General features: G+C 68.0%; 12 protein-coding genes. 6 read left to right on the top strand and 6 right to left on the bottom strand.

The features are described 5' to 3' along the window. Positions 1-726: 726 nt before the first annotated feature. Positions 727-1,473 (bottom strand): HesA/MoeB/ThiF family protein, encoded by a 747-nt coding sequence (locus Q7S93_RS14020; RefSeq protein WP_304714534.1) that lies wholly within the window; start codon positions 1,471-1,473, stop codon positions 727-729. A 41-nt stretch (positions 1,474-1,514) separates the two neighbouring features. Here Q7S93_RS14020 and hslV point away from each other — a divergent pair, with 41 nt between their 5' ends. Together hslV and hslU are read left to right on the top strand one after the other, a co-directional pair. Then, the gene (gene hslV, locus Q7S93_RS14025) at positions 1,515-2,066 is read left to right on the top strand and encodes an ATP-dependent protease subunit HslV (protein WP_304714535.1); all 552 of its coding nucleotides are present in this window, start codon (positions 1,515-1,517) and stop codon (positions 2,064-2,066) included. Positions 2,067-2,097: 31 nt separating this feature from the next. After that, on the top strand, positions 2,098-3,402 hold the full coding sequence (gene hslU / locus Q7S93_RS14030; protein WP_304714536.1) for an ATP-dependent protease ATPase subunit HslU: 1,305 nt from the start codon (positions 2,098-2,100) through the stop codon (positions 3,400-3,402). 3 nt (positions 3,403-3,405) lie between these two features. Here the strand turns inward: hslU and Q7S93_RS14035 are convergent, their stop codons facing one another. Both Q7S93_RS14035 and epmA read right to left on the bottom strand, forming a co-directional pair. Continuing rightward, a complete protein-coding gene (locus tag Q7S93_RS14035) occupies positions 3,406-4,455 on the bottom strand; it encodes a lysine-2,3-aminomutase-like protein (protein WP_304714584.1) in 1,050 nt (349 codons plus the stop codon). A 46-nt stretch (positions 4,456-4,501) separates the two neighbouring features. After that, complete coding sequence (gene epmA, locus Q7S93_RS14040; RefSeq protein WP_304714538.1) at positions 4,502-5,548, bottom strand: EF-P lysine aminoacylase EpmA; 1,047 nt, start codon at positions 5,546-5,548, stop codon at positions 4,502-4,504. 140 nt (positions 5,549-5,688) lie between these two features. On the opposite strand from epmA, the gene efp reads away from it, so the two are divergent. Beyond that, positions 5,689-6,255, top strand: coding sequence for an elongation factor P (gene efp / locus Q7S93_RS14045; protein ID WP_304714539.1), 567 nt, complete (start codon positions 5,689-5,691; stop codon positions 6,253-6,255). Between the two features lie 9 nt (positions 6,256-6,264). On the opposite strand, the gene ku is transcribed toward efp, so the two are convergent. Then, positions 6,265-7,122, bottom strand: a complete 858-nt coding sequence (gene ku, locus Q7S93_RS14050; protein WP_304714540.1) for a non-homologous end joining protein Ku — start codon at positions 7,120-7,122, stop codon at positions 6,265-6,267. Between the two features lie 205 nt (positions 7,123-7,327). Next, positions 7,328-8,863 (bottom strand): carboxylesterase/lipase family protein, encoded by a 1,536-nt coding sequence (locus Q7S93_RS14055; RefSeq protein WP_304714541.1) that lies wholly within the window; start codon positions 8,861-8,863, stop codon positions 7,328-7,330. 239 nt (positions 8,864-9,102) lie between these two features. Here Q7S93_RS14055 and Q7S93_RS14060 point away from each other — a divergent pair, with 239 nt between their 5' ends. The 3 genes from Q7S93_RS14060 to Q7S93_RS14070 all read left to right on the top strand — a co-directional run bounded on the left by Q7S93_RS14060 (position 9,103) and on the right by Q7S93_RS14070 (position 13,580). Then, on the top strand, positions 9,103-9,930 hold the full coding sequence (locus tag Q7S93_RS14060) for an outer membrane protein (protein ID WP_304714543.1): 828 nt from the start codon (positions 9,103-9,105) through the stop codon (positions 9,928-9,930). Between the two features lie 168 nt (positions 9,931-10,098). After that, on the top strand, positions 10,099-12,915 hold the full coding sequence (locus tag Q7S93_RS14065; RefSeq protein ID WP_304714544.1) for a TonB-dependent receptor: 2,817 nt from the start codon (positions 10,099-10,101) through the stop codon (positions 12,913-12,915). Positions 12,916-13,013: 98 nt separating this feature from the next. After that, entirely contained in the window at positions 13,014-13,580 is a 567-nt protein-coding gene (locus tag Q7S93_RS14070; RefSeq protein ID WP_304714545.1) for a shikimate kinase, read from the top strand. Positions 13,581-13,700: 120 nt separating this feature from the next. On the opposite strand, the gene Q7S93_RS14075 is transcribed toward Q7S93_RS14070, so the two are convergent. Next, positions 13,701-14,348: a hypothetical protein gene (locus Q7S93_RS14075; RefSeq protein ID WP_304714546.1), complete on the bottom strand. Its 648-nt coding sequence runs from the start codon at positions 14,346-14,348 to the stop codon at positions 13,701-13,703. Positions 14,349-14,373: the final 25 nt, after the last annotated feature.

Here is a 14,373-nt window from a genome sequence, read left to right on the forward strand (position 1 = left end):
CCTGCGGCGGCGCTCCGGACCGGTGATCAAACTGATATGGGCCATGCTGTGCAGCTACGAGCGCTCTGAAGGACGTCCTTACGAGCACAGCATCGCCATCCACCTCATCCCGACAAGGCGGCCCTCACCGGAGGCTCACGAAAAGGATGAATTGAAAAGGCGGACTCGATCTCCCGAAGCACTAGGCTCTTCCCGGAGTTATTCGGCCCGACGATGATCGTGATTCCCCGCGCGGGGAGGGTGAGATCAGCGTTTTCAGTGAACTTGAGGGTGATGCTTTTAAGCATTTTGCCTATTAGGTGAACTTGTCGCAGGGGGAGGGGTGCGTCTGGTTGCCGCTCATCTGATAATTGCATGCTTGCTGCGCCGCAATCCGAGCGCTGACTGCAGCGGGTCGAGAATCACACCCATCGCTGAGATGATCTAGGACTTTGCCGGTCTCGCATAACGATAGACAGGATGCATCAAATCCCACTTCCGATACGAGCCGGCCGAACACGCTACTCTCTTGGCGGCCTTTAGCGCACTAGCAGGACGATCAGAACGCGACGGTGCATTCACTCTCCTAAGCTACGCAGAAGGTCACGCTTCGCTCTTAGGAGGAGCGGATTTTCTGAGCCTGCGGTCGTTTCGCACCTCAGTGAAACAGTATGCGAAGCAGACGTGGCCAAGGTCAGAGCCCTCATCAGACATTTACTGTGTGGGCTTTCAGGGCACCGGCCAGTCTCAGCCGCGCTCCGCCCCACACACCGCACACCCCGGATCAGCCCCAATCCGCACCGTCCGCGTCTCCGCCGCCAGGCCGTCGTAGATCAGCAACCGCCCCTCCAACGCTTCGCCGGCCCCGGTGATCACCTTGATCGCCTCCAGGGCCATCATCGAGCCGATGACGCCGGCGAGGGCGCCGATGACGCCGACGGCGGCGCAGGTCTCGGCGTCGGGGGGGATGTCAGACACGAGGCAGCGGTAGCAGGGCTGGCCTTTGAACACGCCGACCTGGCCGGTCCAGCGACCGATGGCGCCGGAGACCAGGGGCTTGCCGTGCGCCACGCAGGCCGCGTTGACCGCAAAGCGGGTGGCGAAGTCGTCTGTGCCGTCCAGCACCAGGTCGGCGCCGGCCACCAAGTCCCCGGCGTTGGCGCTGTCGACGGCGAGGCGGACGGGGTTGATCTGCACATGGGGATTGAGGGCGGAAAGCTGGGCTGCGGCGGCCTCGACCTTGGGCGCGCCTAAGTCTGAGGGGCGATAGATCACCTGGCGCTGCAGGTTGGAGAGGTCGGCCGCGTCGGGATCAACCAGCGTGATCTGGCCCACGCCGGCGGCGGCCAGATAGAGGCTGGCCGGCGCGCCCAGGCCGCCGGCGCCGATGATCAGCACATGGGCGGCCTTCAACTTCTGCTGGCCCGGCCCGCCCACTTCCCGCAGCACCAGATGGCGGGCGTAGCGTTCGACCTCGGCGTCGGAAAATTCCATGGCGCTTGACCTCACCTGCCCTGGTCGCCACATCCCGGCGGATGTCGCAGACTTCTTCCAACTTCCCCGACTGGCACGGCACGACCATCCTGGCGGTTCGCAAGGACGGCCAGACGGTGATCGCCGGCGATGGTCAGGTGTCCATGGGCCAGACCGTGGTCAAGGGCAACGCCCGCAAGGTCCGCACCCTGGCCGGCGGCCGGGTCCTGGCCGGGTTCGCCGGCGCCACGGCCGACGCCTTCACCCTGATCGAGCGGCTCGAGACCAAGCTCGAACAGTATCCTGAGCACCTGGCCCGGGCCTGCGTGGACCTGGCCAAGGACTGGCGCACCGACCGCTACCTGCGCAAGCTGGAGGCCATGCTGCTGGTGGCCGACAGGTCCGCCATCTACACGGTCACCGGCGTCGGCGACGTGCTGGAGCCGGAAAGCGGCGTGGCGGCCATCGGCTCGGGCGGCAACTATGCCCTGGCTGCGGCCATGGCCCTGATGGACTCAGGCCTCTCGGCCGAAGAGGTGGCCCGCAAGGCCATGGGCATCGCCGCGCGCATCTGCGTCTACACCAATGGCGAGCTGACGGTGGAGCGCCTGTAGGGCGCTGATCGGGCTCAAACCTAGTGAACCCATGACAGACTTCTCCCCCCGCGAGATCGTTTCCGAACTCGACCGCTTCATCGTCGGCCAGAAGGACGCCAAGAAGGCCGTGGCTGTAGCCCTGCGCAACCGCTGGCGCCGCCGTCGGGTGCCCGACGCCCTGCGCGACGAGGTGACGCCCAAGAACATCCTGATGATCGGCCCCACCGGGGTCGGCAAGACCGAGATCGCGCGGCGCCTGGCCAAGCTGGCCAATGCGCCGTTCCTGAAGGTCGAGGCCACCAAGTTCACCGAGGTCGGCTATGTCGGCCGCGACGTGGACCAGATCGTCCGGGACCTGGTGGAGAGCGCCATCGCCATGGTCCGCGACAAGCGCCGCGGCGCCGTCCGCGCCCGGGCCGAGGCGGCCGCTGAGGAGCGGCTGCTGGATGCGCTGACTGGCCCCGGCTCCACCGCCGCCCGCGACAGCTTCCGCAAGAAGCTGCGGGCCGGCGAGCTGGACGACAAGGAGGTCGAGCTGACCCTGGCCGATTCCGGCGGCATGCCCCTGTTCGACGTGCCGGGCCAGCCGGGCGCCTCCATGGGGGTGATGAACATCTCCGACATCATGGGCAAGGCCTTCGGCCAGGGCCGCACCAAGACCCATAAGACCACGGTGGTCGGCGCCTGGGCGCCGCTGATCGCCGAGGAGAGCGACAAGCTGCTGGACCAGGAGGCCCTGACCCAGGAGGCCCTGGAGCTGGCCGAGAACGAGGGCATCGTCTTCCTCGACGAGATCGACAAGGTGGCCAGCCGTTCCGACCGGGCCGGCGCAGACGTTTCCCGCGAAGGGGTGCAGCGCGACCTGCTGCCGCTCATCGAGGGGACCACCGTCGCCACCAAGTACGGGCCGGTGAAGACCGACCACATCCTGTTCATCGCCTCGGGCGCCTTCCATGTGGCCAAGCCCTCGGACCTGCTGCCCGAGCTGCAGGGCCGGCTTCCGATCCGGGTGGAGCTGAAGGCCCTGACCCGGGACGACATGCGCCGCATCCTCACCGAACCCGAGGCCAATCTGATCCGCCAGAACCAGGCGCTCCTGGCCACCGAAGGGGTGACGCTGACCTTCACCGAGGAGGCCATCGACGCGCTCGCCGACTCCGCCGTGGCGGTGAACGGCTCGCTGGAAAATATCGGCGCCCGGCGCCTGCAGACGGTGATGGAAAAGGTGCTGGAGGAGATCAGCTTCACCGCCGCCGACAAGGACGGCGAGACCCTGACCATCGACGCCGACTATGTCCGCCAGCGCCTGGGCGAACTGACCGGCGACACCGACCTGTCGCGCTACATCCTCTAGGGCTCAGCCCTTCGGGGGATAGGGATGGCGGGTCCCTTGCGGGTCCTCCACCTCGTAGGCGCCGTCGCAGCCTTCCACATAGGCCGGGCCGATGGGCGACTTGCCGTGGCCGCCGGGGATGTCGAGCACATAGGTCGGCTGGCAGAGGCCGGAATAGTCGCCGCGAAGCGCGCGCATCAGGGCCTGGCCTTCGCTGATCGGCACCCGCAGATGGCTGGTGCCCGGCGCGAGATCCCCTTGGTGCAGGTAGTAGGGCTTGATGCGGGTCTCGACAAAGGCCCGCATCAGGGCGCCCAGGACGGCCACATCGTCATTGATCCCCCGCAGCAGCACGCTCTGGCTGACCATGGCGATCCCCGCATCGATCATCTTGGCGCAGGCGGCCCGGGCCTGCGGCGTGAGTTCGTCAGGATGGTTGGCGTGCAGGGCCACATAGACCGCCTTGCCGGGCGCCCTGAGCGCGGCGACCAGCTCGTCGGTCACGGCGGCCGGATCGACCACCGGCAGGCGGGTGTGGAACCGGACCACCTTCACATGGTCGATGGCGGAAAGCCCCGCCATCAGCTCCGAAAGCCGGCGCGGCGAGAGCACCAGGGGGTCGCCGCCGGTGACGATGACCTCCCAGATCTCCTTGTGGTCGGCCACATAGGCCAATGCCGCGGCCAGTTCGGCCGGCGTCAGTGCGCCCTCGCCGCCCGGCCCCACCATCTCGCGGCGGAAGCAGAACCGGCAATAGACCGCGCAGACATGGGTGATCTTCAGAAGCGCCCGGTCGCCATAGCGGTGGACGATCCCCTTGACCGGCATGTGGGCGTGATCGCCGATGGGGTCGGCGCGCTCATCGGCCGTGGCGTCCAGCTCGGCGGGATCAGGCAGGTACTGGCGCGCCAGCCCCGGCCCGCCCGCCGCGATCTGCTGGGCGAGATAGGGCGTGATCGCCACGGCGTAGCGGGCGGCCACGGCCTCCAGGGGGGCGATCTCGTCGGCCGCGATCAGCCCGGCCCCGGCCAGGGCCGAGGGCGTGCGCAGGGTCTTGGGCGCCGGGCTCGTCATCGGCGGCATATGGCCGACATGGGACGTCCCTGCAATGCGGCCCCTGTCAGACCTGCGCCACTGGGGTCCAGATCACCTGTTCGATCCGCTGGGCGCCGGACGCCAGCATGACCAGGCGGTCAAAGCCGAGCGCCGCGCCGCTGGCGGCCGGCATGTGGGCCAGCGCGGCCAGGAAGTCCTCGTCCAGCGGATAGCGCTCCCCATAGACCCGGGCCTTTTCGTCCATCTCGGCTTCGAAGCGGCGGCGCTGCTCGGCCGGGTCGGTGAGCTCGCCAAAGGCGTTGGCCAGCTCCACCCCGCAGGCATAGAGCTCGAACCGCTCGGCCACCCGGGGATCGGCGGCCTTGGGCCGGGCCAGCGCGGCCTCGACCGTGGGATATTCACACAGGATGGTCGGCCGGCCGAAGCCGAGGTTCGGCTCCACCTTCTCGACCATGATGCGACTGAAGATGTCGGCCCAGGTGTCGTCGGCCGCCACCCGGACGCCGGCCTCATGCGCGGCGGTCGCCAGGGCGGCGCGGTCGGTGCTCCCGTCGTCGCCCACCGTGGCCAGCAGGTCTATCCGCGCGAACCGCGCATAGGCCTCCGCCACGCTCACCTTCTCCGGCTCGGCGAAGGGGTCGGCGCCGGCGCCCCGCCAGGTGAGCGTCCTGGCGTCCAGGGTCTGGGCTGCGAGCGCCAGCAGGCGGGCGCAGTCCTCCATCAGGGTCTCGTAGGGGGCGTCCGTCCGGTACCATTCCAGCAGGGTGAATTCCGGGTGGTGCAGTGGCCCGCGCTCGCGGTTGCGCCACACCCGGGCCAGGTCGAAGATCTTCGTCTCCCCGGCCGCCAGCAGCTTCTTGGCCGCAAACTCCGGCGAGGTGTGCAGGTGCATCGCCGCGCGCCGCCCATCGGGGCCGATGGCCTGCGTGGAAAAGGCGTGCAGGTGGGCCTCATTGCCGGGCGAGACCTGCAGGGCGGCGGCCTCCACCTCGGTGAAGCCCTGATCCTCGAACCAGCGGCGCACCGCCCTGGTGATGTCGCCGCGGGCGGTGAGGAAGGGACGGCGGTCGCGGTGGGCGTCCTTGTCCCACCAGGGGGTCGTCTGCGACATGAAGCTGTCCGGCCAGGAATGGAAAATCAGCGCCAAAGCTGGCGAAAACGCCTGCGATCCTATAGGTGCGCGGGACCTCTATAGGTTTTTGAGATCAACGGGCCCGCGCCGGCCCGCCCCAGGTTCGAGGAAGACATCACGTGAAGGTCGCCGCCAGCTCGCTCCGCAAGGGTAATGTCGTCGATGTGGACGGCAAGCTCTACGTGGTCCTGACCGTCGAGAACATCCACCCCGGCAAGGGCACGCCCGTGACCCAGCTGAACATGCGCCGCATCTCCGACGGGGTGAAGGTGTCGGAACGCTACCGCACCACCGAGCAGGTGGAGCGGGCCTTCGTCGAGGAGCGGGAGCACACCTTCCTGTACCAGGACGGTGAGGGCTATCACTTCATGAACCCGGAAAACTTCGACCAGCTCGTCGCCCCGGAAGACGTGATCGGCGAGGCCAAGGTCTATCTGCAGGACGGCATGGCCGTGCAGCTCTCGACCCATGAGGGCGTGCCCATCGCCATCTCCCTGCCCTCGCGGGTGACCGTCGAGATCACCGAGACCGAGCCGGCCATGAAGGGTCAGACGGCCTCGTCCTCCTACAAGCCGGCCATGACCGATGCGGGCCTGCGGGTGATGATCCCCCCCTACATCACTGTGGGCACCCGCATCGTCGTCCTCACCGAGGACGGCTCCTATGTGGAACGCGCCAAGGACTAGGCGCTCCGCTTAAGCGCTCTTCTTCCGCTTTGAGCTGGCCGCCCCGCGCCCTGCCGTGGCGCTGGCGCGGCTCGCCGGTTTGCGCCGGGCGCCGCCGGTATCGCCCAGGCTGCGCTTGAGCTGCTCCATCAGGTCGCTGACCTCCAGATCCTTGGGCGGCTCGGGGGCCTCGATGGTGTGGCCCTCTTCCTTTTCGGCGATCAGCGCCCGCAGGGCCTCTTCGTAGCGATCGGCGAACATGGCCGGCTCGAAGTCGCCCTCCTGCTGCTCGATGATCTTGGTGGCGATCTCGACCATCTTCTTGTCGGGCTTGACGTCGGGAATGTCCTCGAAGGCCTCATCGGCGCTGCGCACCTCATCGGTCGAGCGCAGGGTATAGGCCAATATGCCCAGGCCTCGGGGCTCCAGGGCCATGACCCGCTCGCGCTGGTGCATGGCCAACCGCCCCAACGCCACCTTGCCCGAGGCCTCCATGGCCGAGCGGATCACCGTATAGGCCTCCACCGCCATGTCCCCGTCCGGCACCAGGAAGTAGGGGGCGTTCCAGTAGAGCCGGTCGATATCGGCCTCGTCGACGAACCGCTCGATGTCCAGGCTGCGGGTGGTCTCCAGCTTGACGTTGTTGATCTCGTCCTGGGTCAGGACGACATAGCGCCCCTTCTCGATCTCATAGCCCTTGACGATGTCGGCCCGGTCCACCGGCCCGCTGTCGGGGTCGGTGGGGATCATGCGGATACGGTTGTGGGTGTCCTTGTGCAGCATGTTGAAGCTGACATCGCCGGCCCGGCTGGTGGCGGTGTAGAGGGCCACGGGGCAGCTCACGAGGGACAGGCGCAGATAGCCCTGCCAGGTGGGACGGGCGGCCATGGGGTGGTTCTCCGGGCATTTCCTTAAGTCAGCTCAACGCCTTGGCCGGTGATTCGTTCGGAGGGCTGAGATGGCCGCGCGGAGCGCGAAGAAAATCCACCACGAAGGACACAAAGACCACGAAGCGGCCACGCCGCCCTTGGTGAGCTTCGTGCCCTTTGTGGTCGCCTTCTACAGCGCCTGCGGCGCCCAGGGCGCCTGTCGCCTACTGCGCCCGCAGGGCGAGCGTTGGCAGGGCGAACAGCTCGACGGCGTCCAGCTGGCGCTTGGCGAAGCCCTGGCGCACCCCGGTCTCCGCCCCGAACTCCAGGAGCTGGTCCGACGCTGCGTCATAGGCCGGCCAGGCCTGGTCCTCGCAGGCCGGCGCGCCTGAGCGGGCGAAGGCGACCCAGCAGCCGTGCATGAGCCTGGCCATGGCGCGGTCCTCGTCGCTGACCACGCTGTCGGGAGTCCGCCGGCCCCAGTATTCGAACACGTACTGGATCTCGGCCGCATGATGGGCGCGGTCCAGGACCTGGCGATAGCGGTCGCCCACATAGGAGAAGTGATAGAGGAAGACCGGCGCCCCATCGGCGGCCTGGCCGGCGATCCAGCGGGCCGGCGCCCCGAACACCCGGTCGGTGAAGACCGCCCGGCCCAGGGCCTCGTCGCCTTCGGCGGCGGCCTCCTCATAGAAGGCCTGCGCCATGGGCGGCAGGGCGGCGGCGAACCGCGCCCCGCCGCCAGGTCCGCCCAGCAGGCTGTCCTCGCCATTGTTCCAGCCGATGATCATCGGCACGTCGATCTCAGCCCCGGCGGCGAAGGCCTGACTGGCGGTGCGCGGCAGCAGCCGGCCATCCGGGAAGGGCCCGAACTCGCCGTCCACCGTCTCGATCAGGGTCTCGGCCGGCACGGCGCGCAGCTGGGCGACCGTGGCCTTGGCCGACAGGCCGAGCTTCTCGGCCGCCGCGACCCCGGCCTGTTCCCGCGCCTTCAGGCTGTCAGGCTCGAACCAGCCGCCGCCGGACTGGACGATGGCCTTGTGGAACAGGCCCTTGGCCTGGGGCGTGGCCAGCAGGGCCAGCGTGCTCATGCCCCCGGCCGACTCCCCGAACACCGTCACGTTGTTGGGGTCGCCCCCGAAGGCGGCGATATTGCGCTGGACCCATTGGAGCGCCGCGACCTGGTCCATCAGCCCATAGGAGCCCAGGGCCGCCTTGGCGCCCCCCTTCATGCTTGGGGCCGCCCTGGTCAGGGCGGGATGGGCGAAATAGCCCAGCGGCCCCAGGCGATAGTTGATGGCCACCAGCACCACCCCGTCGCGGGCGAAGTTCTGGCCGTCATAGACCCAGCCGGCGCCCGTGCGGTGCGAGCCGCCATGGATCCAGACCATGACCGGGGCGGGCTTGGCGCCCGGCTTGGCCAAGGGCGCGAAGACGTTGAGCTGCAGGCAGTCCTCGCTCATCGGCCCATTGGCGCCCCCGGCGTTGGGGGCGCCGTCCTCGCGCATGGGCTGGGGACAGGAGGGGCCGGCCGCCACCGCCGGTCGCGATCCCGTCCAGGCCTGTGGCGCCTGGGGCGGCGCCCAGCGCAAGGGCCCCACCGGCGGCGCGGCATAGGGGATGTTGCGGAAGATCCGCGCCCGGTCAGTGGCCTCGCCGGCCAGGGTCCCGGACTCCACCCGTAGCGTGGCCGGCGCGGCCAGGACGGTGGTGGCGAACAGGCCGCAGGCTGCGGCCATCAGGCTGATCCAGGGCTTCATGGTCCCCTCCCCCTATTGTCTGCCGAGAGCAGAGGCTAAGGCCCTGGGGGCGGTCAAGCCAAGGTTTGGCGACGGGGCGGGGCCGCCCTCCTGCCCGCACACACCACTGTGACCCAAGGGCAACACATCGTCCGCCATCGGAAGCTCTGCCGGGTTTCGGAGCATCCGCCGGGCCCCGGAGCGCGTTGCTGCTATCCGAGGCCTGAGGGGGCTCTCGCAGTACGACAAGGATTACCAGTATGAAGACTATGCTTTGCGCCGCCGCGGCTATCGGCGCCCTGACCGCGGCGTCGGCCGCCCAGGCCCAGACGGCCAGCGATTGGTCCGGCGGCTATATCGGCGGCGTCGCCGGTTATGGCTGGCAGGCTGAGAACGACGACGAATCCATCGTCTTCGACACCAATCTCGACGGGACCTATGGCGACACCGTGCGCACCGGCTCGGGCGCCGACGCCTTCGCCGCCGGCTTCTGCGACGGCCGCACCTACAACCCGACGCGCGCCAGCGGCTGCGGCGGCGATGAAGGCGGCCCGGAATTCGGCGTCCGCGCCGGCTATGACTGGCAGTTCGGCAATATCGTCGTCGGCGTCCTGGGCGAAGCCGTCCGCACCGATGTGAAGGACAGCATCACCGCCTTCTCCGCCACGCCGGCCTCCTACACCATGGCCCGTGAGCTCGACGGCCTGCTGGCCGCCCGCGCCCGCGTGGGCTATGCGGTCGGCAACACCCTGCCCTATGTCACCGGCGGCTACGCCATGGGCGACATCCAGCACAGCTTCTCCACCACCAATGGGGCCAACACCTTCACCGACGTCTCCGAGGACGACGACAAGGCCCATGGCTGGCAGCTGGGCGGCGGCGTCGAGCACAAGATCACCAATGATGTGAGCCTTGGCCTGGAGTACCTCTACACCCGCCTGGACGACGACAACTACGCCGTGCGCGCCAGCGGCGGCCCGGCCGGCGGCCCCTTCACCTCGGTGAACGGTGCGGGCACGGACTTCCAGCGCACCAGTGACGAGTTCAACATCCACTCGGTGCGGTTCACCGCCGCCTACCGCTTCTGACCTCGCTGGACGCGGGACTCTCCCGCGTCCACGACCGGAACATCGACCCGACGGCCCAGGCTCATCCCTGGGCCGTCATCGATTCGTCACCCTGCCTTGCCGCCAGTGTCACGCTTCTAGGCCAAAGCCCCCGACAACCGACGCAAAGCGTCAACGAAGGGGTGAACCATGCGCGACAAGTTCGGGCGTCGTCTGTGGATGGCGGGGATTTCGGCCCTGGCCCTGGCGGCGGCGAGCCAGGCCTCGGCTGCGGTGCTCAGCGGCACGGTCAGCGACGCCTCCGGCGCGCGGACCCTGCAGAGCGCCCTGGTGACCATTGTCGAGCTGAACCGTTCGGCCAAGACCGGCGCCGACGGCGGCTTCCGCTTCACCGACCTGCCCGCCGGAACCTACACCCTTCGCACCACCTATTCGGGCGGCGAGACCGCCACCACCCGGGTCCAGGTGGCCGAGCCCGGCGCCCAGGCGCAGATCGTCATGAGCCCCGCCGACGGCTCGGTGGCCGAGCTGCTGGTGGTGGGCCAGCGGGGCAACCTCAACTCCTCCCTCGCCCGCCAGCGCCAGGCCGAGGGCGTCGAAAGCGTCCTGACCCGCGACGCCGTGGGCCAGTTCCCCGACCAGAACGTCGCCGAGGCGGTTCGCCGCGCCCCGGGCGTCAATGTGCTGAACGACCAGGGCGAGGGCCGCTTCATCGCCGTCCGCGGCCTCGACCCCAACCTCAACGCCGCCTCGATCAACGGCGCCCGCGTGCCGGCGCCGGAGTCGGATATCCGATCGGTCGCCCTGGACGTGGTGCCCGCCGAGCTGGTGGAATCCATCGAGATCAAGAAGACCCTGACCCCGGACATGGACGGCGACACCATCGGCGCCTCCATCGAGATCACCACCACCAGCGCGCTGGACCGCCTCAAGCCCTTCCTCGGCTTCACCGCCGAGGGCTCCTACAACGACCTCACCGGCAAGTGGTCGCCCAAGGTGGCGGCTGACTTCTCGCGCACCTTCGGCGATCGGCTGGGGATCGCCGGCGGCCTGTCCTTCTATGAGCGCCAGTTCGCCACCGACAATATCGAGGCCGACGACTGGGACGAGTCCGGCGGCGTGGTCTCGGCCAAGACCCTGGAATACCGCGACTATGACGTGAACCGCACCCGCAAGGGCGCCTCGCTCTCGGTCGATTTCCGTCTGACCGACACCACCGACCTCTATGCCCGGGGCCTCTACAGCCAGTTCGAGGACCAGGAATATCGCCGCCGGCTGATCTTCGAGATGGACGGCGACCCCAGCGGCGGCTCGGCGACCACGGCGGAATTCGACTCCGCCGACGGCGAGATCAAGGTCGTCCGCGATTTGAAGGACCGCTTCGAGGCCCAGTCCATCGCCTCCTACACCGTGGGCGGCAAGACGCTCACCGGCCCCTGGACCTTCGACTATTCGGCCTCCTGGTCGAAGGCGCGGGAAAAGGAATCGGGCTCCATCGACCCCGTCGAGTTCAGCCGCGACTTCGACGGCGCCGGCGAGCTGGGCGTGACCTTCGACTACAGCGACATGACCAAGCCCGGCTATGCCATCACCCAGGGCCTGGGCGACTTCCTCGACCCCTCGGAATACGAATTCGACAAGCTGGAGCGCACGGCGCTGAGCCTGGCCGAGGACGAGGAGGTGACGCTGAAGTTCGACATCGCCCGCGCCTTCGTGCTCGACTCAGGCGAGCTGGAGATTCAGGCGGGCGCCAAGAGCCGCCGCCGGGAAAAGACCTATGACCTGCAGCTCGACGTCTATGACGGCTTTTCCAGCGACCTGACCCTGGCCGATTTCCTGGGGCCGCAGGACTACAAGCTGGCGATCATCGATCCGGTCCCAGGCAAGGGCGGCGTCCGCGGCTTCTGGACCAGCCAGCAGGGCGGCTTCGAGCAGAATGACTTCGACTCCGCCCTGGAATCGGCCATCGCCGACTTCGGCGTGGATGAGGATATCGACGCCGGCTACCTGCTGGCCCGCTATCGCAGCGGCCCGGTGCGCCTGGTGGGCGGGGTTCGCGTCGAGCGCACCCAGAACGAGATGCGCGGCAATCTGGTGGAAGAGGTTGAGGAAGGCGGCACGTATAACGGCGTGGTCCTGACCGAGGACACTGTCTTCGTGACGCCCCGCAGCTTCAGCCGCGAATATACCGACTGGCTGCCCTCAGCCACCCTGCGCTGGGACGCCACCAGCGACTTCGTGGTCCGCGCCGGCGCCTTCCGCAGCGTGGTGCGCCCCGGCATCGGCCAGATCGCCCCGCGCTTCATCATTGGCCAGGACGACGCCGGCGAGCGGGAAGGCGAGTTCGGCAATCCGGACCTCGACCCCTACAAGGCCTGGAACCTCGACCTGTCGGCCGAATGGTATTTCGCCCCTGAGGCCGTGCTGTCGGCCGGCGTCTTCCACAAGACGATCAAGGGCTTCATCGTCAACGCCGAGTTCGAGGACGGGTCCTTCCTGGGCGTGGCCTATGACGAGGCGGTGATCCCGATCAACGGCGAAGAGGCCACGGTCACCGGGGCGGAGTTCAACTATCAGCAGGCCCTGCGCTTCCTGCCGGGTCTGTTCGACGGCCTGCTGGTGGGCTTCAACTACACCTATACGGACGCGGAAGGAGAGGTTCTGGGCCGCACCATCCCCCTGCCCGCCTCGGCCAAGCACACCTACAATGCGACGCTCGGCTATGAGAAAGGCCCGGTCAGCCTGCGCCTGGCGGCGGCCTATCGCGACAAGTACCTGGACGAGCTGGGCGGCGACGCCGAGACCGACCGCTATGTGGAAGACCACCTGCAGTACGACATCTCAGCCAAGTACCGGGTCTCGTCCAACTTCCAGATCGTCGCCGAACTGGTGAACCTGGGCGACGAGCCCTACGTCGCCTACCAGAACGGCCCGAACGGCAAGCGCCTGCTGCAGTACGAAGAGTATTCCTGGACCGGGAAGATCGGCGTCCGCGCCAACTTCTGATCCTGCGAACTTGACGTGAGGCGCGGCCGGAACGGGAAACCGCCCCGGCCGTCGTCGTTTTTGGTTAGGCTGCGCTCAGGCGACTAGACGAGGCGCTCATGAAGCTGATCTTCCTCTTCGGCCCAGCGGCCTGCGGCAAGCTGACGGTGGCCAAGGCCTTGGCGGCCCTGACCAACTATCCCCTGTTCCACAACCACCTGGCCCTGGACGCGGTGACCGCGGTCTTCCCGTTCGGCAGCGCGCCCTGCATTCGGCTTCGCAGCCTCTATTGGCTGTCGATGTTCGAAGAAGCCGCCCGCCAGGACCGGCCCCTGATCTTCACCTTCGCCCCGGAACGCACGGTGCCCGACAGCTTCATCGCCGAAACCCGCGCCGCCGTCGAAGGCCACGGCGGCGAAGTCGTCTTCGTCGAGCTCCAGGTCTCGCCCGAGGCGCAGATGCAGCGGGTCGAGAACCCCGACCGCAAGGCGTCCAAGAAGATCCATGCCCGCGAGGTGCTGCAGAAGTTCATCGCCGGCGGCGGTGCGGCCTACCCGCCCATCCCCGCCGACCTGGTCATCGACACCGAGGCCCTTGCGCCGGACGCGGCGGCGCGGCGGATTGTGGAAGCGCTGGCCCTGGAGCCCCTGCCCGAGCCGCACGTGATGTATCCCGATCCGGAGTGAGGCGCTTGCTGCCACGCACGGCCATTAGTCGCTGGATGGCCCGGCAGTGTCCGAACTCGGCGAAGAAGGCAGCTTCCGCTCCCGATCCTTTAGAGACGTCCTGAGGGTCTTCTCCGACTGCTAGTCGGTTGACGACTGATCGGCCGATGTCGCGGCGCATAGAGCGCTTGCTCCCTGCGCTCGGTAGACTGTCGACGACAACGCCGGCGTGCCGCGCCGCGTTACCGGACCCGGCGTCGTGATGCTGGCGACTAATCGTTCCGGGCCGCTCTGCGCGCAGTAGACCGTGCGCATCACGCGCCCGCTGTCTTCCAGCCTGTGGCTCCCGCGGACGAAAGCCTCGGGGCGGGCGAGGATGGTGCGTTCGGCCATGCCTCGAAGCATCTCAGCGTCTCCGCGGTTGACCCGAGTGGTGCACGAACCGTCGGCCCAGTCGATGACGTAGACCGCGGTGGTGATTGGACCAAGCCGGTAGGCCTTATCGTCCCGGCCTGCGCCATACAAGTTTGCAGCCACCGATAGCCCGCCGACGCTGATGGCGAGCTTGCCTATCGATTTTTGCTCAAGGATGGCCGGTAGGCACACGTCGCGGAGGAGCAATTCGCCGGCCTCTAGGGCGTTGAGTCCCAGGGTGGATCGACTTGCGGGCTTCGTATTGTCAGCAGCTTCAGCCGCGACCGACAGAGCACAGAGCGAGAGGCAGAGCGCGCCCAGGATCTTCCGAGTGGAAGAGGCAAGTGTCAGCACACGTGTTCTCACGGTTTTCACTCAGAACTACCGTTATGGATGCAAT

Source organism: Phenylobacterium sp. (genome assembly GCF_030646615.1).
Lineage (GTDB): Bacteria > Pseudomonadota > Alphaproteobacteria > Caulobacterales > Caulobacteraceae > Phenylobacterium.